At 52.9% G+C, this 22187-nt stretch carries 22 protein-coding genes; 13 read left to right on the top strand and 9 right to left on the bottom strand.

From position 1 onward, the window contains the following. The 7 genes from arsH to PS14A_RS25630 form a co-directional block, all read right to left on the bottom strand. The gene (gene arsH, locus PS14A_RS25660) at window positions 1-714 is read right to left on the bottom strand and encodes an arsenical resistance protein ArsH (protein WP_212617511.1); all 714 of its coding nucleotides are present in this window, start codon (window positions 712-714) and stop codon (window positions 1-3) included. Between the two features lie 29 nt (window positions 715-743). Beyond that, window positions 744-1214 (bottom strand): arsenate reductase ArsC, encoded by a 471-nt coding sequence (locus tag PS14A_RS25655; RefSeq protein ID WP_212617510.1) that lies wholly within the window; start codon window positions 1212-1214, stop codon window positions 744-746. 15 nt (window positions 1215-1229) lie between these two features. After that, on the bottom strand, window positions 1230-2513 hold the full coding sequence (locus PS14A_RS25650; RefSeq protein WP_212617509.1) for an arsenic transporter: 1284 nt from the start codon (window positions 2511-2513) through the stop codon (window positions 1230-1232). A 26-nt stretch (window positions 2514-2539) separates the two neighbouring features. Beyond that, window positions 2540-2896, bottom strand: coding sequence for a metalloregulator ArsR/SmtB family transcription factor (locus tag PS14A_RS25645; protein WP_169858144.1), 357 nt, complete (start codon window positions 2894-2896; stop codon window positions 2540-2542). Beyond that, the gene (locus PS14A_RS25640) at window positions 2893-3315 is read right to left on the bottom strand and encodes an arsenate reductase ArsC (protein ID WP_212617508.1); all 423 of its coding nucleotides are present in this window, start codon (window positions 3313-3315) and stop codon (window positions 2893-2895) included. The genes PS14A_RS25645 and PS14A_RS25640 overlap by 4 nt, the downstream gene beginning before the upstream one ends. A gap of 182 nt (window positions 3316-3497) precedes the next feature. Next, a complete protein-coding gene (locus tag PS14A_RS25635) occupies window positions 3498-5144 on the bottom strand; it encodes a TniQ family protein (protein ID WP_212617507.1) in 1647 nt (548 codons plus the stop codon). A 92-nt stretch (window positions 5145-5236) separates the two neighbouring features. Then, entirely contained in the window at window positions 5237-5734 is a 498-nt protein-coding gene (locus tag PS14A_RS25630; protein ID WP_212617506.1) for a MarR family transcriptional regulator, read from the bottom strand. Between the two features lie 196 nt (window positions 5735-5930). Here PS14A_RS25630 and arsQ point away from each other — a divergent pair, with 196 nt between their 5' ends. From arsQ to PS14A_RS25590, 8 genes are all read left to right on the top strand, one after another. Then, window positions 5931-7136: an arsinothricin export permease ArsQ gene (arsQ, locus tag PS14A_RS25625; RefSeq protein WP_212617505.1), complete on the top strand. Its 1206-nt coding sequence runs from the start codon at window positions 5931-5933 to the stop codon at window positions 7134-7136. A gap of 72 nt (window positions 7137-7208) precedes the next feature. Continuing rightward, window positions 7209-8483, top strand: a complete 1275-nt coding sequence (gene arsL, locus PS14A_RS25620; protein WP_212617504.1) for an arsinothricin biosynthesis radical SAM protein ArsL — start codon at window positions 7209-7211, stop codon at window positions 8481-8483. A gap of 11 nt (window positions 8484-8494) precedes the next feature. Further along, the gene (locus tag PS14A_RS25615; RefSeq protein ID WP_212617503.1) at window positions 8495-9376 is read left to right on the top strand and encodes a methyltransferase type 11; all 882 of its coding nucleotides are present in this window, start codon (window positions 8495-8497) and stop codon (window positions 9374-9376) included. 16 nt (window positions 9377-9392) lie between these two features. Then, window positions 9393-10442, top strand: coding sequence for an arsinothricin biosynthesis methyltransferase ArsM (arsM, locus tag PS14A_RS25610; protein ID WP_212617502.1), 1050 nt, complete (start codon window positions 9393-9395; stop codon window positions 10440-10442). Between the two features lie 69 nt (window positions 10443-10511). Beyond that, a complete protein-coding gene (locus tag PS14A_RS25605) occupies window positions 10512-11222 on the top strand; it encodes an MIP/aquaporin family protein (RefSeq protein ID WP_212617501.1) in 711 nt (236 codons plus the stop codon). Between the two features lie 102 nt (window positions 11223-11324). Beyond that, complete coding sequence (locus PS14A_RS25600; protein WP_212617500.1) at window positions 11325-11870, top strand: arsinothricin resistance N-acetyltransferase ArsN1 family B; 546 nt, start codon at window positions 11325-11327, stop codon at window positions 11868-11870. 102 nt (window positions 11871-11972) lie between these two features. Further along, window positions 11973-12365 (top strand): hypothetical protein, encoded by a 393-nt coding sequence (locus PS14A_RS25595; RefSeq protein ID WP_212617499.1) that lies wholly within the window; start codon window positions 11973-11975, stop codon window positions 12363-12365. Between the two features lie 368 nt (window positions 12366-12733). Next, on the top strand, window positions 12734-13561 hold the full coding sequence (locus PS14A_RS25590) for a winged helix-turn-helix transcriptional regulator (protein WP_212617498.1): 828 nt from the start codon (window positions 12734-12736) through the stop codon (window positions 13559-13561). Window positions 13562-13578: 17 nt separating this feature from the next. Here PS14A_RS25590 and PS14A_RS25585 read toward each other — a convergent pair whose 3' ends face one another. Continuing rightward, window positions 13579-14856, bottom strand: a complete 1278-nt coding sequence (locus PS14A_RS25585; protein WP_212617497.1) for an ATP-dependent helicase — start codon at window positions 14854-14856, stop codon at window positions 13579-13581. Then, entirely contained in the window at window positions 14853-16640 is a 1788-nt protein-coding gene (locus PS14A_RS25580; RefSeq protein ID WP_212617496.1) for an AAA family ATPase, read from the bottom strand. The genes PS14A_RS25585 and PS14A_RS25580 overlap by 4 nt, the downstream gene beginning before the upstream one ends. Before the next feature lie 406 nt (window positions 16641-17046). Here PS14A_RS25580 and PS14A_RS25575 point away from each other — a divergent pair, with 406 nt between their 5' ends. The 5 genes from PS14A_RS25575 to PS14A_RS25555 all read left to right on the top strand — a co-directional run bounded on the left by PS14A_RS25575 (window position 17047) and on the right by PS14A_RS25555 (window position 22158). Further along, window positions 17047-18171, top strand: a complete 1125-nt coding sequence (locus tag PS14A_RS25575) for a nucleoid-associated protein (RefSeq protein ID WP_212617495.1) — start codon at window positions 17047-17049, stop codon at window positions 18169-18171. A 2-nt stretch (window positions 18172-18173) separates the two neighbouring features. Next, window positions 18174-19394, top strand: a complete 1221-nt coding sequence (locus PS14A_RS25570) for a hypothetical protein (protein WP_212617494.1) — start codon at window positions 18174-18176, stop codon at window positions 19392-19394. Window positions 19395-19561: 167 nt separating this feature from the next. Continuing rightward, window positions 19562-20239 (top strand): antitoxin Xre/MbcA/ParS toxin-binding domain-containing protein, encoded by a 678-nt coding sequence (locus PS14A_RS25565; RefSeq protein ID WP_212617493.1) that lies wholly within the window; start codon window positions 19562-19564, stop codon window positions 20237-20239. 261 nt (window positions 20240-20500) lie between these two features. Continuing rightward, on the top strand, window positions 20501-21427 hold the full coding sequence (locus PS14A_RS25560) for a LysR family transcriptional regulator (RefSeq protein ID WP_212617492.1): 927 nt from the start codon (window positions 20501-20503) through the stop codon (window positions 21425-21427). Window positions 21428-21531: 104 nt separating this feature from the next. Beyond that, window positions 21532-22158 carry a glutathione S-transferase gene (locus PS14A_RS25555; protein ID WP_137214481.1) on the top strand — a complete coding sequence of 209 codons (627 nt, stop codon included), beginning with the start codon at window positions 21532-21534 and terminating at the stop codon, window positions 22156-22158. The last annotated feature ends 29 nt before the right edge of the window (window positions 22159-22187 follow it).

Raw genomic sequence — 22187 nt, 5'->3', positions numbered from 1 at the left:
TTAGATGGAGCGCTGATTCACTCGTTTCGACAGCTCTTCAGCCGACTCTTTGCGTTCCGAGTAACGGTCTACCAGGTAATCCTGACGGTCACGCAATAGCAGGGTGAACTTCATCAGCTCCTCCATCACGTCGACCAGGCGATCGTAGTAGGACGAAGGCTTCATACGCCCATCCTCGTCGAATTCGGTAAACGCTTTGGGCACTGAGGACTGATTGGGTATTGTCACCATCCGCATCCAGCGACCCAGAACTCGCAACTGATTCACCACGTTGAAAGACTGAGAGCCGCCGCAAACCTGCATTACTGCGAGAGTTTTACCTTGGGTTGGACGTACTGCGCCCATCGCCAAAGGCACCCAATCGATCTGAGCTTTAAAAACGGCGCTCATCGATCCATGACGCTCCGGAGAACACCACACCTGCCCTTCAGACCACTGCATTAGCTCTCGGAGTTCCGCGACTTTGGGGTGGGTATCCGGAGCATCATCAGGCAGTGGTAATCCTGACGGGTTGAAGATTCGTGTTTCGGCACCGAAGTGCTCCAGCAGCCGAGCGGCTTCCTGGACAACAAGTCGACTGAACGAGCGCTCGCGCGTCGAACCGTAGATCAGAAGGATCCGCGGCTTGTGCGTGGAAGGCTCACGCGGGGTAAGTCGTTCCAGGCTTGGGACGTCGATGAGGTCTGCTTCGATGTTTGGGAAATGGTCTTTCATAGTGACTCCTGGCCCCTGCGGCACTTGGCTTACAACGTGCCGATGCGGGAAAGCTCAGCTTTGAGGTCGTCTTTGCTCAACGTAGCGAAAGGCAAAGAAAGGAAGGCTTTGACCCGTTCCTGGATTTTGCTCAGGGTTTTCTGGAACGCTGCCTCGATTTGCTCTTCCGATCCGGTAGCTTCGGAGGGATCTGCCAGCCCCCAGTGGGCTTTGAGCGCCGGGCCGAAGAAGATCGGGCAGGCTTCGCCGGCAGCGCGATCGCACACGGTAATCACGATGTCTGGTGGCGATCCTTCAAAGGCGTCGGACGCTTTACTGCTCAGGCCTTCCGTAGGAATGCCGGCAGCGTTGAGTGTTTGAATCGCTCGTGCGTTTACCCGGCCACTTGGAAAGCTTCCGGAGCTGACTGCTTCCATGCCTTCAGGGGCAAGGTGGTTGAAAACTGCCTCGGACAAGATGCTTCGGCAGCTGTTGTGGGTGCACATGAATAGGACTTTCATAGCGATCTCCTGGATTCAAAAGCTGAGGCGCAAAGCCAAGGCGCTCAGGGTGGCAATGAGGATTGGAAGCGTGATCACAACACCCGTCTTGAAGTAGTAACCCCAGCTGATGGTGATGTCTTTTTTGGCCAACACATGCAGCCAGAGCAAAGTGGCCAAGCTGCCAATAGGGGTGATTTTCGGGCCGAGGTCACAACCAATAATGTTCGCGTAGACCATTGCCTGATGAACGACGCCAGTAACGTCCGCTGCATGGATCGCAAGAGCGCCGACCAGCACCGTTGGCATGTTGTTCATGATTGAAGACAGCACGGCAGTCAGAAGACCTGTGCCCAGCGAAGCCCCCCAAATGCCGTAGCCGGCGAACACGTTGAGCAACTGAGCAATGTAGTCCGTCAGGCCGGCGTTCTTTAAGCCATAGACCACCAGGTACATGCCCAGCGAGAAAATAACGACCTGCCACGGGGCACCCTTGAGGACCTTGCTGGTGTTGATAGCGTGACCCTTGGCGGCGATAACGTAGAGAACCAGTGCACAGACAGCAGCAAGGGCACTGATTGGGATACCCAGGGGTTCTACAACGAAGAATCCGACCAATAAGGCGAGCAACACCCACCATCCAGCCACGAACGTTGCGCGATCTCGAATCGCATCCTCAGGGGCATGGAGCTGCGTCAGGTCATAAGTCTTGGGTAAGTCTTTTCGGAAAAACCACAGGAGCATTCCCAGCGTTGCAGCGATGCTGACCAGGTTGACCGGCACCATGATTGCCGCGTACTCGCTGAAGCCGATGTTGAAGTAATCGGCCGAGACGATATTCACCAGGTTGGAAACCACCAACGGCAAACTCGCTGTATCAGCAATGAATCCTGCGGCCATCACAAATGCCAGAGTCGCTGCGGGTGAAAAGCGCAGGGCCAGCAACATGGCGATCACGATAGGAGTAAGGATCAGCGCCGCACCGTCATTGGCGAACAGGGCCGACACAGCTGCTCCCAACAAGATGATGAAGGCAAACAACTTGCGACTGCTGCCGCCTCCCCAGCGAGCGACATGTAGAGCTGCCCACTCGAAGAAACCTGCCTCATCGAGCAGCAGACTGATGATGATCACGGCGATGAACGTCGCCGTGGCGTTCCAAACGATATTCCATACCACCGGGATATCGCCAAGGCTAACTACGCCGCTCAACAGAGCAAGGGCGGCACCCAATGAGGCACTCCAGCCAACACCTAGCCCTTTAGGCTGCCAGATGACCAGAACGATTGTGACAATGAAAATGAGTAGAGCGATTAGCATGCGAGCGACTCGTTTCGAAGGTTGGATCAGTCGCACACGGCCTGATTGACTGGACGATCATTCATTTCACAGAGCCGCTTTGTTTCTGTGTTCAACCAATGCTGGTTGGCATCGACGACACCTTTGAGCACTTCGATGACCCAGGTCGGCAGCTCCGGATGGAGCCGGTAGTAAACCCATTGGCCCTGCCGGCGATCCGCCAGTAACCCCGAGGATCTCAGCAACGCCAGGTGCCGAGATATTTTGGGTTGGCTCTGCTCCAGAGCGGCAGTCAGCTCGCATACACAGAGTTCACCTTCGCGGGCGATTAGCAGCGTGATTCGGGTCCGGGTGTCATCTGCCAGGCTTTTGAACAAAACGGTAGGGGTGATTACCTCGCTCATGAGTCCTCCAGGTGCTTGGTTTTAACCAATACAAATAGTTTGATGCGTTCGTGGATATCGTGAAGGGCGTGTTTGAAGGCGTCCGGGTGAGAGCTGCTCACTGGGTCCTCAAAGTCCCAGGCGAGTACTTCACCTGCCTGGGGCATCGCCAGACATTCACGCGCAGATTTGTCACAGAGGGTGATCACGTAGTCGAAATGCTCGTCACGAAACTCTTCGATGGACTTGCTACGCAGGCCTTCGGCGCCAATGCCGACGTGGGCCAGTTCGGCAACGGCTCGAGGATCAACATCAGTCGGTTCGGAACCTGCACTGAACGCTTCGAAACGCGCGTCGCTGTGTCTAAGCAGTGCTTCGGCCAGCTGAGATCGAGCGGAGTTAGCAACGCAGATAAAAAGCACTTTGATGGGGGCGCTCATGACCACACCTCACGCATATGGGAAATCGAATATACGATAATTCGAATATACGGTAAAGCGAATGTGCTGGGTGGTTAGATGCGTCACCCTCCAGTGAAGAAGGTCAGGCCGAGGATCGCTTGCCGGAATCGCTAAATTTCCCCATGTAAGCGAAGGGAATGCAGGCCTAGAAAGGTGGCTAGTTAACTTTTTTGCTTGGTGTAGGATCGTCCTCCGAGGGACATTTGGTACCCAGGAGGGCCTTCCCATTGGCGGGTGACGCATGCTTTGGCCAATTCTTTTTCAACATCTATTCCTTCGCTCACCATTTTTTCCACATCCCATTCGAAGTAGCTAATGAGTGCGCGCCAAGCTTGATTAGGCAAAGACGACAGTTGAACCAGGTTCGTAATAGTGGGAGTTAATTTCAGACGGTGCATTTCTGATAGCACTGAAATAATTCTGCGCAAACGGAAGTGCCACACTGATTCAAAATTAGTTTCGAGCTGTTCGGATACGAGGGGAAATAGGCTATTTCGTTTAGGGACGCCTGCTATTCTCTTTGGTAGCAATGCAAGCATGTTTCCAAGATTAACGCGGATCTGCGTTTTGCTGATTTTATAAAGCTCATTAACACCGTTTTTAATGATGTCTGCGTATTCACTGTCGAGTTTATTGGTTTTTGATTCTTCTGTTAACGCAGAATTTACTTTTTTTGAGAGTACTCCGAAAAGCCATTTTTTATCGTTTGCTGTGAGCCAAAGGGTAGCTTGATACGCATGTTTCCATAAGTAATCCAAGGTTGCTCCCGTGCGGGCTTCTATGATGTTGTTAACTTTCAGGCGATGAAGTGCCTTGGTAGTGTTAGGGGTTGTTTTGTTGTATGGTTTTCTGGACTTTGTTCCAGTAAATAGTATTAGCTCTTCCGTGATTCTCTTTTTAAATGTCTTCACGTCCCCAAATAAATGAAGAGAAATGATGAGGTGTCGGGTGATGGGCATATCTAGCTGATCATTAACAGTGGTGGTTCTTATCCACTGATGGTACTTGCCTGACGCGTACGCGTTATCAATTCTCGACAAAAAATCATGACCAAATTTTGATTGGATACTTTCGAACATTTGCGTCGTCGCCATTAGGTTTCCACGAGCAAACCCATTTTTCTTGGCTTGTCGACGATAGCATGCGGCTAATACCCCAGATGGAACTGCCGGCAAGTCGCTATGCAGAAGGTCCTTTGCGAACTGCGCAAATTTTTGCTCGATTTCCGGCACTCTCGAAGGAGAGTGTGAGACTAATGGTCTCCAGCCGCATACGCAGGAACTGGTTAACATAGGTAATAGCTTGTTTTTTCGGTAAAACGGATGAGTGCAAGTTGGACAGGCCTGCAATAAAGTCTCACCGTGTCTCCAGCAAGCTGTTACGCCCGGAATGTGATGAGATCGGTGCCAGTACGAATGCCCCGTCTCAATAAGATCCGATTGGACGCAGGAAAGGCAAATCTTAGCCATGCTATGAAAACTTACCTCTCTACGAGGAAGTCTGGATACGAGCGAGGTGCTATTGCCATCATTGACTTTGGAGATGCCTAAAAACGGCTTGTAAGCAGGAAGAATGGTGTTGCACGCAAGCAACTCATTTAGATTATCGCTCCTGTCGCCAGGAAGCTTCTCCGCAAGGTCTTCGATTCGTTTAGGGATAATTTTGATAACAAATGGTTCGGCACCAAAAAGATCTTTAAAAGTCTCACGCTCAGTTCTATTTCCCGAAAGTAAATGATATCGGGTAACTCGTGAGTGAAAGGTCTCGTCGGGCATGGACATTGGGAAGAACAGAATTTTTTGAGACATTCGTAAGACTTTAGGTGATGGTCACTTTTTTCTCAGACTTTACAGGTCTAGAGACGGTGCGATTTTTCGGGAGAAGGATAGCTTTTGCTATTTCAGCAGCATTTGCTTGGTAGATATTCGTCACGACTAAGGTCTTTCAGGCCGCAGCGTTGTTCGGTGGCTTTGGCGAAGCGGCGTAGCATTTCGATCGCGCCAGCACGTGCTTCTTTCGATAAGTCGCAGGCTAGATTACGAGCTTCTCCCACCAAGTCCGACCGAATGCTTTCGTAGATGGCCATGCCTTCGGGCGTCACGGTGATTGCAAGCGCACGGCCGTCACTTGCGTCCGGTACGCGTTGAACCAAGCCCTGTTTGGCAAGCGAATCGACCAGCCGGCTGGCATTACTCTTGTCGAGAAAAAGCTCGCTGGCCAGCGATTGAACCCGAACAGGCCCAGCCTTGATCACATGCTCTAGCGCGTAGCATTGAGTGACGGACAGTCCTTCGCAGCAGCTGCGGTCTCTGTCACGAAACTGGTAGACGCGAACCAAGTGACTCAGCGCTTCGTAGAGCTGTTCGGCATCCTGGTCGATCTGATCAATCTTTGGCATAGCACTCGGCTCGCAATTCCGGGGAAAACGCTAATACCACCTTAGCAGTCGTAGCGACACATTTTTTGGGCATAAGGGTCGACGAAATTGTTCCAAGATATTAGTTGCGATGCGCAACGTATTTTGCGATTGTGAATTGGAGGTATGGCTTGCGGGCCTTTCAGAGGCGGTTGCGGTAACGCTTGGAGGTACAAGGATGTTGGTAGAAGCGCTTAGGACGAAAACAGGCTCCCGGTTACGGAACCTATGGAGCAGCGTTTCCATTCCTCTCCCTGTCGCGATGCTACTGGGCGCGATTCTGATCCCACTTCTTGCCGGCAGTAGCAGCGGGGACGTATTCCAATCGCTGAGCAAAGGCTTCGGGAGCAATCTCGGTTATTTCGCCATCGTCATCCTGAGCGCGTTTTTCATTGCAGGGTGGATCTCGACGCAAGGAAGTGCGTCTTTCGGAAAATTCGGTATCTCTCTCTCACCCCTGCTGGGCGCTGGAATGGTTTGTCCCGATACGGCCTACGCCTCTCTTGCTCCCATTGCGGGGCAACACAGGAAGTACATCGCGATCGGATGTTACTCAGGGTTCAAGCTTCTGATGCCCGCAGGCCCGCTGATCATCGGGATTGGGCTGGGAGCCAATACTCATGACCCAAAGTTTCTGTATCTAGGGTTGCTGCTCACCGTCGTCACGTGGATTACCGGAACGATCTGGACTTACTGGACGACCCGCTCGGACTTTTCATCCCCCAGTGATCCGACTGATCCAACCGATTCTCAGGACTCGGTTATCAAAGTAATTCTGCCTCTGGCTGTATTTTTCGTGCTCCTGATCGCCGGGTACACCATCCCAAAGAATCAACACTCCGTAATCGAGTTCTTCACTACTCCCGCCGGTGCGCTGATCGCCACATCGTTATTGATCGCAATTAGCTGCAAATCTGGCGAGGTTCAAGATCTGCTGTCCAAAGCAATGCGTAGAACCAGCTCGTTATTGTTCACCATAGGTTGTGCGTCTGCGTTGGGCCAAGCCCTCGGTATGGTGCTTCCCAAGGATCTGATTCAGCAGGCATTCAGCACGTCGGGCAGCACCACGCATATTTTGGTTGGGGTCTTCCTGCTGGCAGCGGTATTCAAAACACTGAATGGTTCTTCGCTTGCGACCTTTGCTGCCATCCCACCTGTTCTCTCGCCAATCTTGGCGTCGAGCGGAGTGGATTTGATGAGCGTCACGTTCGCCGTATGCCTGGGATCCTTCGTCGCCATTCTCCCTAACGACAGCTATTACTGGTTGGTCAAAACCGACGCCTTTCCCGAATACAGCACCGGCAGGTACATGCGCCTAGTGACCGCCGGCTCAGTCCTACAAGCATTGATAGGCTTGGCAGTCCTTCTGCTGATCTCGCTTTAACTTCGAATTCCTACAAAACCATCAGTGACTCCAGTCACCGAATCGTCGTGCCTGAGCTCAAGGAGAAAGAGAATGAAGTACCTGGTCGCAAGTACATTCGAAGGGGGGTATCAACCGCTCAACGCGATATCTGCAATCACAGCTCTACTCGATGCAGATATCGACGCGCAGCTGATCGATATCTACGTTGAAGGGCTTTCCCTAGAGAGATTTAGCGACGCAGATTTGGTCTTCATCTGCGTACCGCTTTTTGACTCTCTGACTGCGGGAACGCAGCTGGCCAAGCAGCTTAAAGAAGCGAAGCCCACCCAGAAAATTTGCTTCTTCGGTCAATACGCGACCATCAATGCAAAAAGCCTGGCCTCCAAATACGGTGACTATGCGATCGCCGGCGAGTGGGAAAAACCCATTGTCAGCTTGGCTAAACACCTGAGTGGCGAACAGGGACAAGATCTGCGCGGAGTGATCGATCGGACTCGCGGCCTTTCCAGTGAGATTGTTGTGCCTCAGTTGATCCGTGACGGGTTCCGCCTGCCGCGCAGGGACTTGGCACCGCCTCTACACAAATACCCACAACCTCAGCTGGAGAAGCTGCTCGGCGAAAAGAAAGTTGTGGGTGGAGTGGAAGGGTCACGCGGATGTCACCACAAGTGCTCCTACTGTTCCGTGTATGCAGCCTACGACGGCAAGGTGCTTTTGGTCTCTGACGATCTTGTAGAGCGCGACGTGGCGAACCTCGTCGCACAGGGAATGACTCACCTCACCTTCACGGATGCCGATTTTTTTAATGCCAAGAAGCACGGTTTGAAAATCATCCGGACTCTGCATTCGCAATTCCCCGACCTCACGTACGACTTCACCACTCGCGTGGATCATATTCTGGAGAACAAAGACGCCATCAAGGAAATGGGGCAGCTCGGGCTTGCTTTCATCACCACCGCGTTGGAGTTCCCCAAGCAGGAAGTTCTCGACCAAGTCTTCAAGGAAATGAACGTGCCCATGATCGAGGAGGCGTTGGCGTTTCTGAAGGAGGCCGGCGTCAAGGTTAACCCGACCTTCATCACGTTCAACCCTTGGGTGAGCCTTGAAGACATGGCCGAGCTGCACGATTTCATTGCTCGCAACGAGTTGGAGAACATCGTCGACCCCATCCAGTTTGAGACTCGGCTGCATCTCTATAAAGGCTCACCGCTGCTCAACAACGACACGGTGAAGGAGTTGCAGTTGGAGGAGCACGAGTTTCACTTCGACTGGCAGCATTCGGACTCCCGCCTGGACAAGCTCTTCATGGACTCGGTCACACCGCCAGAAGAAGGTGTGTTCAAACGTTGCTGCCTGAAATGCTAAGGAGATAACAGATGTCGTCACTTACTTTGTTGCAGGCAGCTCTCAGGCTGGCCAACCAAACTGATGGTCTCCAGGTGCCGGGCCATATTGCCTGGCGCGCGCATAACGAGGCATTGAACAGGTCGCTGAAGGATGGCAAAGACACTCTGTTCATCTGCTCCGCGAGCCGCTATGACGAACTCAGAGCCCAGTTGGGGCAGGCTGATGGCGTAGCGTTCAGTTCGAGTGCGAATGGAGCCGATCCCGCCGCGGCCGTGTTCGCGAACATTTACTGGGAAGGGTTCAATGCTGAGCCCGAATTTGGCCGAATCGCGCAATCGCTCTACGAGCGATTGCAACGTCATGGTCGACTGGTATTCCCGGCGATTCTGTCTGATGAGAAAGCCGTATCGCTCAGGGCCTTCACAGTTGAGGGGTTGGAGTGCAGCAACGTGCTCACAGAGTCTGCTATTGCTGAGCAGCTTTGCGAAGCGGGTTTTCATGGCATCACTTATGAGCTGGCATCCGAAGTGCCTGTCTCCATTCAGGATGGCATTGAGTTCCGACTGTTCACCGTGAGCGCATACAAAGGTAAGGCCGGCGTTTGCCTCGACCAGGGGCATGCCGTTATCTACAAAGGTCCCTGGAAGCATACGGTCGACGACGACGGCCATACCTACCAGCGTGGCGTCCGTACAGCGGTGTGTGAGAAAACCTTCAACCTGCTGATGTCAGCGCCTTACCAAGGCCAATTCATCCCCGTGCGTTGCTATGTCGAGCCAGCCTTGGAGAAGAGCGGCTTCTTCGACTGCAACACGCCTTCAATCCGGGATCCCAAGGTCACCAAAGGGCTTGTGCCCATCGCAGGCTCTGCCGAGGAATCGTGCTGCGCTGATGGTACTTCGTGCTGCTAAACGGGAGATGTGAGTAATGACTTCTGCAATTGAAAACACAATCATCGCGGACTACACCGAGGCGTTGAGCAACGGCAACGTTGTCCTTGAATCGCAGCTGACTGAAAGCTGCTGCAGCGACGCTTACGGTGCCCAGTACCTGAAGAACATTCCAAAGCGAATCATCGAAGCCAACTTCGGGTGCGGTAATCCGACCAAGTATGTGCGCGAAGGTGATGTCGTCTTGGACTTGGGGTCAGGGGCCGGTCTGAATTGCTACGTCGCTGCCCAAATCGCCGGCAGTAACGGTGCCGTCTTTGGTATCGACATCAACCCAAGCATGTTGCAGATCGCTCGTGAAGAAGCGAAGGCCTTTGAGAAGGCAACGAATAGTGCACCTTTGCACTTCTACAAGGCATCCGCGAGCAACCTGAAAGTCGACCAAGAGCTCGCCGAAGAGCGCCTGCTTTCGGAACCCTGTTCTGATTGGGCATCGTGGAAAAACTTCGAGCAGTTCATCAGTGAAAGCGCCCAGTCCAAGCCTCTTGTAGACAGCCAGTCCGTGGATCTGGTGATCTCGAACTGCGTGATCAACCTGGTTGGCGAGACCGAAAAGCAAAACGTTTTTGCTGAGATTTATCGAGTGCTGAAACCAGGTGGACGTTTCGCGATATCTGACAACGTTTCAGATATCGCCATTCCTGATGAGCTGAAACAGGACACCAAGCTGTGGTCGGCCTGCTACTCAGGCGTGCTTCAGGAGCAGGAGTTCTATCAACAGCTTCAGGAGGTCGGTCTGACGGGAATAAAGATTGAAGCCAGAAACGACGCCTCCACCAAGCGAATTGGCTCTGTCCGGTTCTATTCCGTCACTGTCACCGGTACCAAACCCGAAGTTCAGAATGGGGCACCTGCGACGGTGATCTACCGAGGGCCTGGCCGCGAACTCACCGGAGATAGTGGCCGAGTTTACAAGCGCGGCGTACCCACGGAGCTGGCTTCACAGGATGCCTACCTTTCCGCAGACGAAGCACTGTATGTCGTAGAGGGAATTCAGCCCGTTAAGCCCAAGTCCTGCTGCTCTTAATGACGCCTGCGGCTACTGGCTTGGTCAGTAGCCGTTCCTCCTCACATCTCCACTCATAGAGCCTACCCAATGAGTACTTCAAGGAAGATCTTGGCTGAGTTTCTTGGCACAGCGGTTCTGCTTTGCACCGTAGTTGGTTCTGGAATCATGGGTCAGCGCCTGGCGAACGGTAACGATGCGCTAGCGCTTCTTGCCAATGCGCTGGCCACTGGTGCGAGCTTGTATGTGTTGATCCTGTGCTTCTCCGCTTTCTCAGGCGCGCACTTCAACCCGGTGGTCTCTGTTGTCGACTACTTGCGCGGAGGGCTGAGCAGTAAGCATCTGGGTCCATACGTGGCGGCTCAAACGACGGGTGCGATATTCGGTGTATTCGCCGCGCACTTCATGTTCGAGCTGCCTTTGGTTGAGTTCTCCCACCACGTTCGCACCGGCCCTTCGCAGTGGTTCAGTGAGTACCTTGCCACGTCGGGATTGGTGCTGACAATTTTGCTGTGCGATAAATATCACAAGGCAAAAGTGCCTCAAGTGGTTGCCGCATATGTTGTCGCAGCCTACTGGTTCACGTCCTCCACAAGCTTCGCGAATCCGGCTGTGACGATTGCCCGTGGGTTCACCGATACGTTCTCCGGGATTCGAATCTCAGATGCAGCGCCGTTCATTATTTCGCAGTTTTTTGGTGGGCTGACGGCGCTATTTCTGGCCAAGGTTCTCGCCGGTAAAGAGGTTGTTGTGGATATCCCGCAACCTGGTCTCCAAGAGCAAAAGCTCCCAATTCAGTGAGCCGTCCTCTCTTCGAGGCGAAGTACGCGGATCAAGCGCGACATCCTGATGTACGGGACAACCCTTCAATCACGCCTCTTTACGGGGGCAGCAAGGAGAGACATGGACTACAAAGTGAGGGTTGCTACACCCGCTGATGCCCCTGACATCCAGGCTATCTATGCACCAATGGTTTTGGACACAGTCATCTCGTTTGAGCTGATCCCACCAACTGTCAACGAGATGGCGGAACGTATAGCGGCAACGCTGCCGATGTACCCCTACCTGGTAGCGGAACTGGATGGCAGGGTCGTTGGATACGCTTATGCAAGTCAGCATCGAGCCAGGGAAGCTTATCGCTGGTCGGTAGATGTCACCGTCTACATCGACCCGGCTGTTCACCGCAAAGGGATTGGTCGCGCGCTTTATCAGCGACTTCTACCGCTCCTTGAAAAACAGGGGTTTCATGCAGCCTATGCCGGCATCGCCTTACCCAACGCGGGGAGCATAGGTATTCATGAAGCGCTCGGGTTTACCCATATCGGCACTTACCCCGAGGTTGGGTTCAAGCACGGTCAATGGCACAGCGTTGGCTATTGGCGCAAACCACTTTGTGCGGTGACGCCGCCAATCGAAGTCACGCCCTTCCGTAACGTACAGGAAGGCTAATAATGCGGTTGCTCGTCGGTATCGATACCTGGCGATTCCGTGGGGGCTATGCTGAAGGAGGCTTCTCGTTCAAATCGGTTTTTTGATAGACCGGAGGAACGAATGAATTTGGCAGGCTTAATTTCTCTGCTTTCCGCGGGTGAGAGCCTCAATGGCTGTCGGCTCGCCGATTCAGATGCAGTGGCTTTCGCCAATCTGCATTTTCCTTCGCGTCCTTATTGCCTCGTTTCTGATTGGGCAATTTTGGACATCGACGTTACTCCCGCTCAACTACAAACAATTGCCGATAGAGGGCTAATCCCTGCTTTGATGAACGCCCTGACGGTCATCGAAGATAGCAAAAGCCGCTTCCGCCCTGGTGATTGGGTCAGCTCTACGTTGGCGGTTTCCTTCACTCATGGGTGTCTGTTTGAGACGAAAAATACGATTTATGTATTGATGGGTCCGGGCCGAAGGCTGCGCACAGATCTGGATACCGCACTCAGCATGCGTTGAGCTAAGAAAAAAAGTGTGTGCGAAACAGTCTGCTGAACGCTTCATATGTAAATATGAAATTGAGCTTGAGTTGATCAAAAAATATACAGAAAAACGTATGTTAAAAAAATCTCATATTAACTAATAAAAAATAACATATTACCTTATTTTTCATATAGTTAGGTTGTTTTTGCTGGACGCCTATATCTAGATAGCAAGCTGCACTTAGCGTTAACGTTTCCCCTGTAGCCATTTTTTCTGAGGTTTCAGGCAATGAATTCCATACTGTTTGTAATTGATAAGGCGCTTTCGGCTGATCCGTTGACGCTGGCGTTGTGCTGTATCTTGCTTCTGAGCGCTGGTTTACTAGTGCACACCTGGAGGTCGAAATGAGCAAAATTGAAGTGAGCCGTCCCGTCTCGGATTGGGCCAAGCTGCCTATCGACTGGATACGTGAAGGTGGACTCGGCAAGTTTGAAGATGAGTCCTACTCGCTAAAGTCCTTGTGGATGACGGAGGACAAGTCAGCTAGAAATGTATGCATTTCTTCGCTCAAGCTTTACTTGGCACTGTGCTGCCGAGCAGATTTCCCCACGGGGAATGCGAGCGTGACTTATGAGGAGCTGATTCGGCTCACAGGTTTGTCACGCCCAACCGTTGCGAAAGCGTTGAAACGACTGGAGACGGAGGAACTCATTCAGCGAAAAGCACAGGCTCTCAGGAAGGGATCGAGCATCCAGATTTGCGGCTGGCTGGAAAATAAAGGCTGGGCGAAAATCCCGAAACGCTGGCTTTACGATGGATCGCTCGGCGGCAAAATTCTGATGCTCACTGAGTTTAATTTCAGCAGAGCGTCATTGTCGGCATTAAAGATTTACATCGCCTTGCTTGCGTACAGGGATTCAAAACGTGGTGGGATCGCAGTGCTTTCCTACGACAAGTTAGTGCTGATTACTGGGGTTAAAAGACACCACATTGCAGACGCAATCACCCGACTCTACGATCTGCGAATGATCTCCTTCAGGCAGGGTAATTTTTCGGAAGAATCTGATTTCTCCCGTACGAACCGCTACCTAGTTCGAGGTTTGGGAGTTCACTGGCCTCAAGCAGACGAATTTGAGATACCTCAAAGCTCCGCCCATAAAAGTCGTCCAAGTGCTGCTGGCATTGCGGCGGCTAACGACTTTGTTTCTACCGCAACAAAGGGCACACAGTAGTGAGCGCGAACTCTCATTCAAGCAAACTCCGCTCGGCCGGAGAATGGGGGAAGCGTCATTGCTCTTGGCACTTGCACCAATACGATGCACTGGTGTTTTGCTCTGGTGACTGCATTGTAGAGTAGCCGCCTCTTTTGCTCGTCATTTCCACGAATTGCGGCAGGCCAAAGCACTATGACGAAATCAAATTCTCTGTTTTTTGCGCCATGAACGGTGAGCGCTCTAATACCAGGCCCATCCCGCGAGCTTAACCGTCGTTGGTTTGAAAACGAGTGCCGTATCGTATCCTCCATTTCTTCGCGATGGACATGAGTCTTTCCCTTAGCCCGACGCTGCTTCTCTAGCCAACGTACAAAGTCTTGAGTGATTGCGGCAGGTTTTCCCTCCATCAACGTGTATGCTTCTGCCAGTGTGGATTGGTCAGGCAAACCCAGGCCGGCAATGAATGCGTCCGCGAGCTTAGTCTCAGACTCTTCCAGAATGATGTTGTAGGGACCGTTGCCTTTCCCTGTCGTTTTGGTAGTGACCCACTCGAGGATATCGAGAGCAAATTGCCCCATTGTTGGAGTAATAATCGCGACCCGATTCCCCCTTGTATTCCAAGCTATGCCATTGGAAACAAAAGACGCTGCGAGGGCTGCCTTGGGAGTTGGGTAAATCTTGAAGAGCCCGTTTGGCTCTGGAGCCTGTGCTGATCGGATAGCGCCGGCGGCGGCAAGGAGGTTTTGATCTGAGGTACGCCTAGGCTGCTGCAAAAGTGCGTCTTGGCCAATAGCAGTTAACCATTCGCAGGCTGGGTTAGGACGGAGCTCCTCAATCAGGCATTGAAACTCATCTGCTGCGATCAATAGGTCAACATGGGTAGCCATTGACTGCACTATTCGCAGTCGGTTTGGCGTGAGATCTTGAGCTTCATCCACTACCACGATGGGATACGTCGCGGCTATCCAGCGGACAACCATATCGTGAGACAGAAGATCCGCTGCGACTTGGCACACCGCTTCATAATCATTAACTTTTGGATATCCCATTTCCAATCTGGTGATGAGTGCTTGCCATCTACTGACGATTCGCCAAGCGAATCCATCGATTGTTGTGCACTCGTACTGCCGACGTAGAAGGTCGACATCGCCCAATCGATCGTCCAAACGCCTCCGCGACCCATGCATAAAGGTCAACGCCAAAACTTTTTGAAACGCCTGTAGAGGCTGTCTTTCCAATCTTGCTGCTAGGTTTGCCATTAACTGATGAGTCTTTCCACAACCCGCCGCGCCGGAAAAAGATTGAATTGTCATGGTTGGAATACCCAGACACCCTCTGGGTCGGCGGCGAAATGGGCGCTAGCAGTTCCCGCGCAGGCCATAGCTAAACAGCTGAACAACTCTGCTGCTCTGGCGCGACAGAGAGGTGAGTTAACTATTGCGTCTGCCACCGACTCATAGCAGATCACGTCCACTTTCTTATTTTTTAAATGGGTGACGATGTCAGATACCGTCGAGGGAGCAACCTCCGTCAACTCCGTAAGCCTCTCGACAACTTGGTCTCCATCCGCAGCCAGAATCCAGCCGATGGCGTCTTCGATCATTTCGTCGTCTGCCCACCGTATTATTGATGAGGGAGCAGTGGACTCTGCCAGAAGGTTCGTGATGTAGCGCTTACCGTCTCTGTCACCGTCCACCAGACAGCAGACGTTGTGATGGGTAGCTGATAGCAACTGGAACGTCTCTACCACTTTGGCATCCTCAGTGGGAACGACTCCGACCTCCAGCCCAAACATAGATGGCATGCTCGTGGACCAACCCTCGGTCAACATCAACGGCCGCAGCACCGTTTTCAGTAATTGGAAATCAGCACGGCCTTCAGGCACCAATACACACGGGTGCATTAAAGCCGACAGGACATCCACACGACTTTGTTGAAAAAACTTCCTCTTCCAGTTCTGAGCATCTGGTTGCAACGGCTCCGCCAAAAAAGGAAGGGCCGAGAGTTGGCCGTCAATATTTCGCAGAATCAATACAGAGGTAGGATCCGATACCGCTGCAATCAATGGCGAATGCGTAGTTATGAAGGTCTGGGTTGAAAGCGCTTGCACTCGTTGCACCAACTGCTGCTGTCCTGCTGGGGGCAAATGAAGCTCAGGCTCCTCCAGGGCCATTAGAAATCCCTCACCCGCTGCTGCACGCCCTCGACCTAGTTCCAGAAGTAGTAACAAACCTTGCAGAGACACCAAACCGCTGCCTTGTCTGGCGGCGGGCACGCCCAGTCCTCCGACGACAGCGAAATGTGCAGCGACAGAGTCGAGAAGCGATCGGCTATCAGTGCTCGTCACCCGCAGTTGAACAAGAGGCGCATTCGGTATGCATCTCGCTAATTCAGCGTTGACGTTCTGGATCAGTGGTGAAATTCGATCGTCGTTCTCGATCGGGGCTTCCGGGCTTCTGAGCCGATCACGCTCAGCTAAAATGGCCTCGGACGGTTGGGCTGCGGCTGCTTGCAGCGTGCGCCGGAACAGCTCACTCCCCCATGAAAAAACTTTGTCCCAGGTTCGGCTCGCTCGTACGAGATAAAACCCAATTTCTTTTATCAATCGTGGAGGAACGCCTACAGGCGAGTCCTCGGCGAAGGGATCCATCGGATTTTCGTGATCGTGGAAGTAACGAACCACCTCGACCGACAGCGAGTCGCGGTCAAAATAAGCTTGAGCGCCAATCTGGCAGCAAAGCCTCGAAGCTTGTTCTGTGCGAACCGCGCTGATCGTACCGTTGGTTTCGTCCAGCCATTTAGGCACGCCTCTACCGTCTCTAAACCAATCGGTATTTTGATAAGGGTCTTCGGAAGAAAAATCTGTGATTGTGGCTACAAGCTTTATCCGGTCGGTAGGCTGGGGATCTGAACCATAAAAGTCATGTTCGGTGAGTTCCCTAATCATCCGCTCCCTTCCTAGAAGAAGCGTCAGTGCCTCTATCACCGTAGTTTTGCCGGTGTTGTTAGCCCCGATCAGCACAGGATGGTCTTTAAAGTGAACGCTTCCTGCACGGATACCGCGGAAATTTTGGATATCCAAGATCGCTACTCTCATCACATTTCCTTTGGACTGAACGAGCTAACAGAGAAAATTTCCTTTCCGGCAGTCGAGCCATGCCGACCCCCGGAGTAGTCAATATAGGAGAGATTCGGAATGGCCCTGTCCGCAATTGGTGATCATTTTGGGGGAAGGTGTCTGAATCGATTTCACGGACGTAACGTTTGCCGGTCACCTCGGCTCTGAAATGAGCTTGTGGGTGTTGCCTTATTCAGAGAGGACGAACGGACTGGATAATTGTACTGTATGAATGTACAGTTATATGGCAATCTCGACTACGCTCAGTAGGTAGGCAAGGACTCCCTTCAGCGCTTGAACCCGTTGAGATAAGCCCTGAAGTTTGTTGGGTAAGGTGGTATTTTCAGTGATTCCATATTGATGCTATCGGAACGGAATTCGACCCATGATTACACTGAAAACCGCCATCATTCACAGTTTCAAAAAACTGGCGAAGACGAGCTTTATCTCCGACGTGGTGAAAAAGGATGTGGTGCTCAACACCGAAAATCCGGCGTTACAATTTCTGGTGAATGGCATTCACGGTCTCATCGGAAAAGAAGGTAACAGTGTGGTCTACGGTCAGTTCGCCAATGATGAACGGCAAGGTCCATTTCCGAGACGTTTTACCGAATTCGTAGCCACCCAGGATGATGAGGATCAATTCATCGATCTGACTCACTTGGCTATGGATCAATTGGTCGAACAGGCCGGTCTTCAGGTGCTGTCGACTGGTGGGCATATCCTGTGTGCTCAGTACTCTTCTGGAGCTTCCAACTTTTTCCTTGTCGCTAGCATGAAGGAGCGTGGTGGAATTCAGTTGGACGAAAACTATGTGCCTAAAGAGATTCAGGAAGTAGACCTGAGCAAAGTTCAGCAAGCCGCCAGGATCAATCTGGGTAGCTTTGTGGCCATTCAGGCTATGGCTACTGCACAGCCCCAAACGGTGGAAAGTGAGGCAGTAGAGGAGGCCGACTCAACCTATCTATGCTTCATTAGCCGCGGCCGCGACAGTCAGGCATCTGACTACTTCATCTCCGCACTGGGTTGTGCAAAGGGAGTGGCTTCGGGCCGTGCTACAAAAAACGCCATCGATAACGTAGCCAAGTTCTTTCGCGACAAAAAGTCGTTAAAAAGCTTTGGCTACAGGGCTAAAGAGGCGGTCATCAAGTATCTTGAAACGCAGTTGGCAGCAGGCAAGTCAGCACGATTGGATTCCATTGTTCACGCCGCCGTCGCTCATGTTCCTGCTGACCTGGTTGATGAAATCGCAGGCCTGAAAGATTATTTGAACAGTGAAAAAAATAAGGTTCCTGACGACTTTACGGTCAACGCTAAGACACTGAAGGAGAAGACTCGGATCAAAGGAGATGCCTCCAATTGGTCATTGCAGTTCGAACGCGGAGCGCTTGGAAAGGATCCCGCCGCAGATGTCTATTACGATGAAGGTCGGAAGAAGTTGACCCTGTCCAACATGACGACCGAGCTGATTGATGTGATCGAGAAAGAACTGCTGGCAAGGAGCGGCTGAGAATGTTCTCTCATGTGGTAGCTCTCTACCGTGCCCTTGGAGCGCCCACCATTCACGACGGGGTCGTCAGTTACGAGGGAGCGCCAACGGCCGGGATCATTAGCGCATTACGAATGTGTGATGAGTTACCGGCTGCCTATGGAAAGTTTGAGCATCTTTCTGAAGAGGCAGACTCTCTTGAAATTGAATTTCGCTTGCCATCGAATGAGTCGGGCCATTTTTACAGCAGCCTGGCCGAGTTTGTCGCGCGAAATGGTTCGTTGGGCAAGGGACAATTTCCGAGCAATGTTTACATTACTGAGCTTCGCTGGGCAGACAGCGATGATATTGAACCCCCGGAGATCAAGTCTCTCAGGCGCGTCTGTCGGTTAATTGAGTTGCTTGCGCTATTAGCGATCGGCGTTGACAGAGACAGTAGCCCGGACGGCTATAACCTTTTTTTTGCCTTACCACCTGACGGGGCCAAGCCCCCGAGGACATTTCTGCTACCTACTCAGGTCGATGTCAAAGTGCTCGATTATGAACTCAACCACTTGAGCTTGTTGGAAGAAATTCTTAATCGAAAAAATGAAAATAAAGCTCACCTCTCTGAACGCAAGCTGATGATTCGGATGGCCGTCGCGAGCGTCATCGAGAAGTTCGAAAGCGAGCCGAATTTGCTTCTGGTGATTGTGCGGGAGTGGCGAGAGGTCTTGGCCACTTACCGCGCCAACCTCCAAACGTATGTCTATAGCTTCTCGTTTGAGCGGGTTCGTCGTGAAGTGGCCCAAGCTGAAATCGACTATGGCACCAAGCTGAGTGGAGTGTTGGGTGACATTGCCGGCAAGATGCTCGCCCTCCCGATATCGTTAGCCGGTTTGGTAGCGCTGGAGAAAACCACTTCAAAGTTCGAAGGTTTTATCCTTGTCCTCGGCCTGGCTGTGGTCTCGGTGGTTCTGCTTGCGATCTTGCACAATCAAATGCTGCAAACGGAGCGCCTGCTTCATAGCTTCAATGTCATCTTCGATGAATTCAAAGACAAGATAAAAACCTACCCACCAAAGCTCCAACGCCTGCTTAGGATCACCATCGATCAGGTGGACAAGCAGGGCCTGACACTGACCAGAACCTTTCGGCTGCTGAAGGGGCTGTCCTTGATACCAATTCTTGGAGCTTTAGTGTTGGCAATGATCAAGTACTGGGACGGCATCGTTTGCCTTTTGAAGACTATTCACGTTGTCTGAACCAGTAAGGTCTCGGATCCCGGAATGCCTCTGTATGGATCATCAGGGGGGCGCTAACGATTCGCCGATTCACTCACGGTGAGAGCCGCTCGTCGCAATGTTCGGCATAGGTTGGCCCAAAAAACGGTTATCCAATGACGGAATCTGCGGCGCGCGAGAGCATACAGATGCGTCTTCTCTATTCACGAAATGAGAGCCGGACCATCATGAATGAAAGCGAGCGCTGGACAGTCAGGTGCCAAGATGCCGGGGACGGTAGCGGTGATGTCATCGTCGATTTACCTCCAGAGCTGCTTGCCAAGCTCGGGTTGGAAGTCGGGGACGATCTGACAATCACAAAAACGAAGGATGCAATCGTGTTAAGGCCTACCCGTAGCACAGCATCACTGTTCACCGCGTTTGCTGGAGCCCTGCGCGATGATGCTTATCAAGCCTACCGTATCCGCCTTGAGGCGTCTCTTCATATCCCCTTGGATGCTTCAGATCAGGATATTCACGAGATTATCGAAGCGGGGTTTCCAGCCAACCTGATAAGCGCGCTTGGCGAGTCAGGAACCATAAGTGCTGAAGAGCGCGACAGAATCATTCCGCTCAAAACACTGAAATCAAAATTGGCCAGTAATCAACGGTTAACTTTGAGCGAGAGCGATCGACTTTTTCGCGTCGCACACATTAACGCCATGGCAGAGGTAGTCTTCGGGGACGCTGGGAAATCCAAACACTGGCTTTCAACACCAAAAGCCCGTTTTTCGGGCTCCAGTCCATATGCGATGCTTTCTACTACTCAAGGTACACATCGGGTCGAGGAAATGCTGATTCAGGCAACTGAAGGCATGTCATTTTGAGGCGGTTGCAGCTAACCAAACACCATCACAATATGATTACTCGTTGAGTGGCCCACAGTGTCAAAATATATTGTTGAAAATCAGGGTCGGTTTAGTCAGATTGACTGGTAACTGTCAAAATATTCAATCAGCTGGCGCACGCTGTTGAGCCGGTTGCCCCAGTGTTTACTCAGCTGTTGGTGTCAAAATATTTTGTTCAGCACCAGCTCTCCCACAATCGCAGCCTCGGCTGCGATTGTCGTATCCGCCCGGAGGAATTCGATGGACCGCTTTCAGGAAATGCAGATCTTCGTTGTCGTCGCCCAGGAGCAAGGCTTTTCGGCGGCTTCGCGGCGTCTGGGTTTGTCGGCGGCGAGTGTTACCCGGGCGGTGGCGGCGCTGGAGCAGCATATCGGTACGCAGTTGCTGGTGCGCACCACGCGCACCGTGCATCTGACTGAAGCCGGGCAGCGTTACTGCGATGACTGCCGGCGGATTCTTGCCGAGGTGCAGGAGGCCGAGGATTCGGCGGCAGGCAGCCATGCCTTGCCGCGCGGGCAGTTGACGATTACTGCGCCGGTACTGTTTGGCGATCTGTTCGTGACGCCAGTGATGGCCGATTACCTTTGTCGTTATCCGGATGTGTCGATCAACGCGCTGTTGCTGGACCGGGTCGTCAACATGGTCGAGGAGGGCATTGATGTCGCGGTGCGCATCGGTGAACTGCCGGACAGTAATCAGCATGCGATTCGCGTCGGGGAAGTGCGACGGGTGATTTGCGCTTCGCCCACGTTTCTGGCTGAACACGGCCGACCGGAGCATCCGCAGGCCTTGGCCGGGTTGCCGGTGGTGGCGACGTCGGCGATCGGGCAACAACGCAACTGGCCGTTTCTCGACGGCGGTGAAGCCCTCAGCGTGCGCACCGAACCGCGCCTGACCGTCACGGCCAATCAGTCGGCGATTACTGCCGCGCGCAAAGGCCTGGGCCTGACGCGAGTGCTGTCCTATCAAGTGGCGGACAAGGTTGCGGCGGGCGAACTGGAAATCGTCCTCGCCGAGTTTGAATTGCCGCCGTTGCCGATCCATGTGGTGTATCAGGGCGGGCGCAAGGCGCCGGCGCGGATCCGCAGCTTTGTCGACTTCGCCGTGAAGGCGCTGCGTGAGCATCCGGCCTTGAGCGCTGCGGCGTTATTGCACGAGATGAAATAATCGATTGCAGCGGCTGGTTATTCTGTTGTTCCGGCAACCCATAGATGATGACTCCATCGGCGCGCTCATCCCCGTAGCGACGTCACTTTCCAGCGGAGTCGACCATGCAAGCGATCAAACTCTACAACTTTCCCCGTTCCGGCCATGCCCACCGCGTCGAGTTGATGCTGTCGCTGCTGCAACTACCGACCGAGCTGATCTTCGTCGACCTCGCCAAGGGTGAGCACAAGCAGCCGCAGTACCTGGCGATCAACAGCTTTGGTCAGGTGCCGGCGATTGATGACAACGGCGTGGTGTTGGCCGATTCCAACGCGATTCTGGTTTATCTGGCGCAGAAGTATGGCAACGGTCGCTGGCTGCCGACCGACCCGGTGGGCGCAGCGAATGTGCAGCGCTGGTTGTCGACTGCGGCGGGACCGATTGCATTTGGCCCGGCGGCGGCACGCCTGATCACGGTGTTCGGTGCGCAACTGAATGCCGAGGAAGTCATTGGCCGAGCGCACAATCTGCTCAAGGTGATGGAGCTGGAATTGGGCAAGACAGCGTATCTGGCGGGCGAAGAGCCGACCATCGCTGACGTGTCTGCCTACAGTTACATCGCGCATGCGCCGGAGGGCAATGTCTCGCTGGATGAATACGTCAACGTTCGCGCCTGGCTGGCACGGATCGAAGCCTTGCCGGGTTTTGTTGCGATGCCGCGCACTGTCGCCGGCTTGCAGAAGACCGCGTAGTACTCAGCCTTCGCAGACGCGAGCCAATT

Source organism: Pseudomonas sp. 14A, assembly GCF_018132745.1.
In the GTDB taxonomy this organism is placed as follows: Bacteria; Pseudomonadota; Gammaproteobacteria; order Pseudomonadales; family Pseudomonadaceae; genus Aquipseudomonas; species Aquipseudomonas mercuritolerans.
The sequence above is the reverse complement of the archived record's forward strand: the minus strand, read 5'-3'. Positions and strand labels throughout refer to the sequence as shown.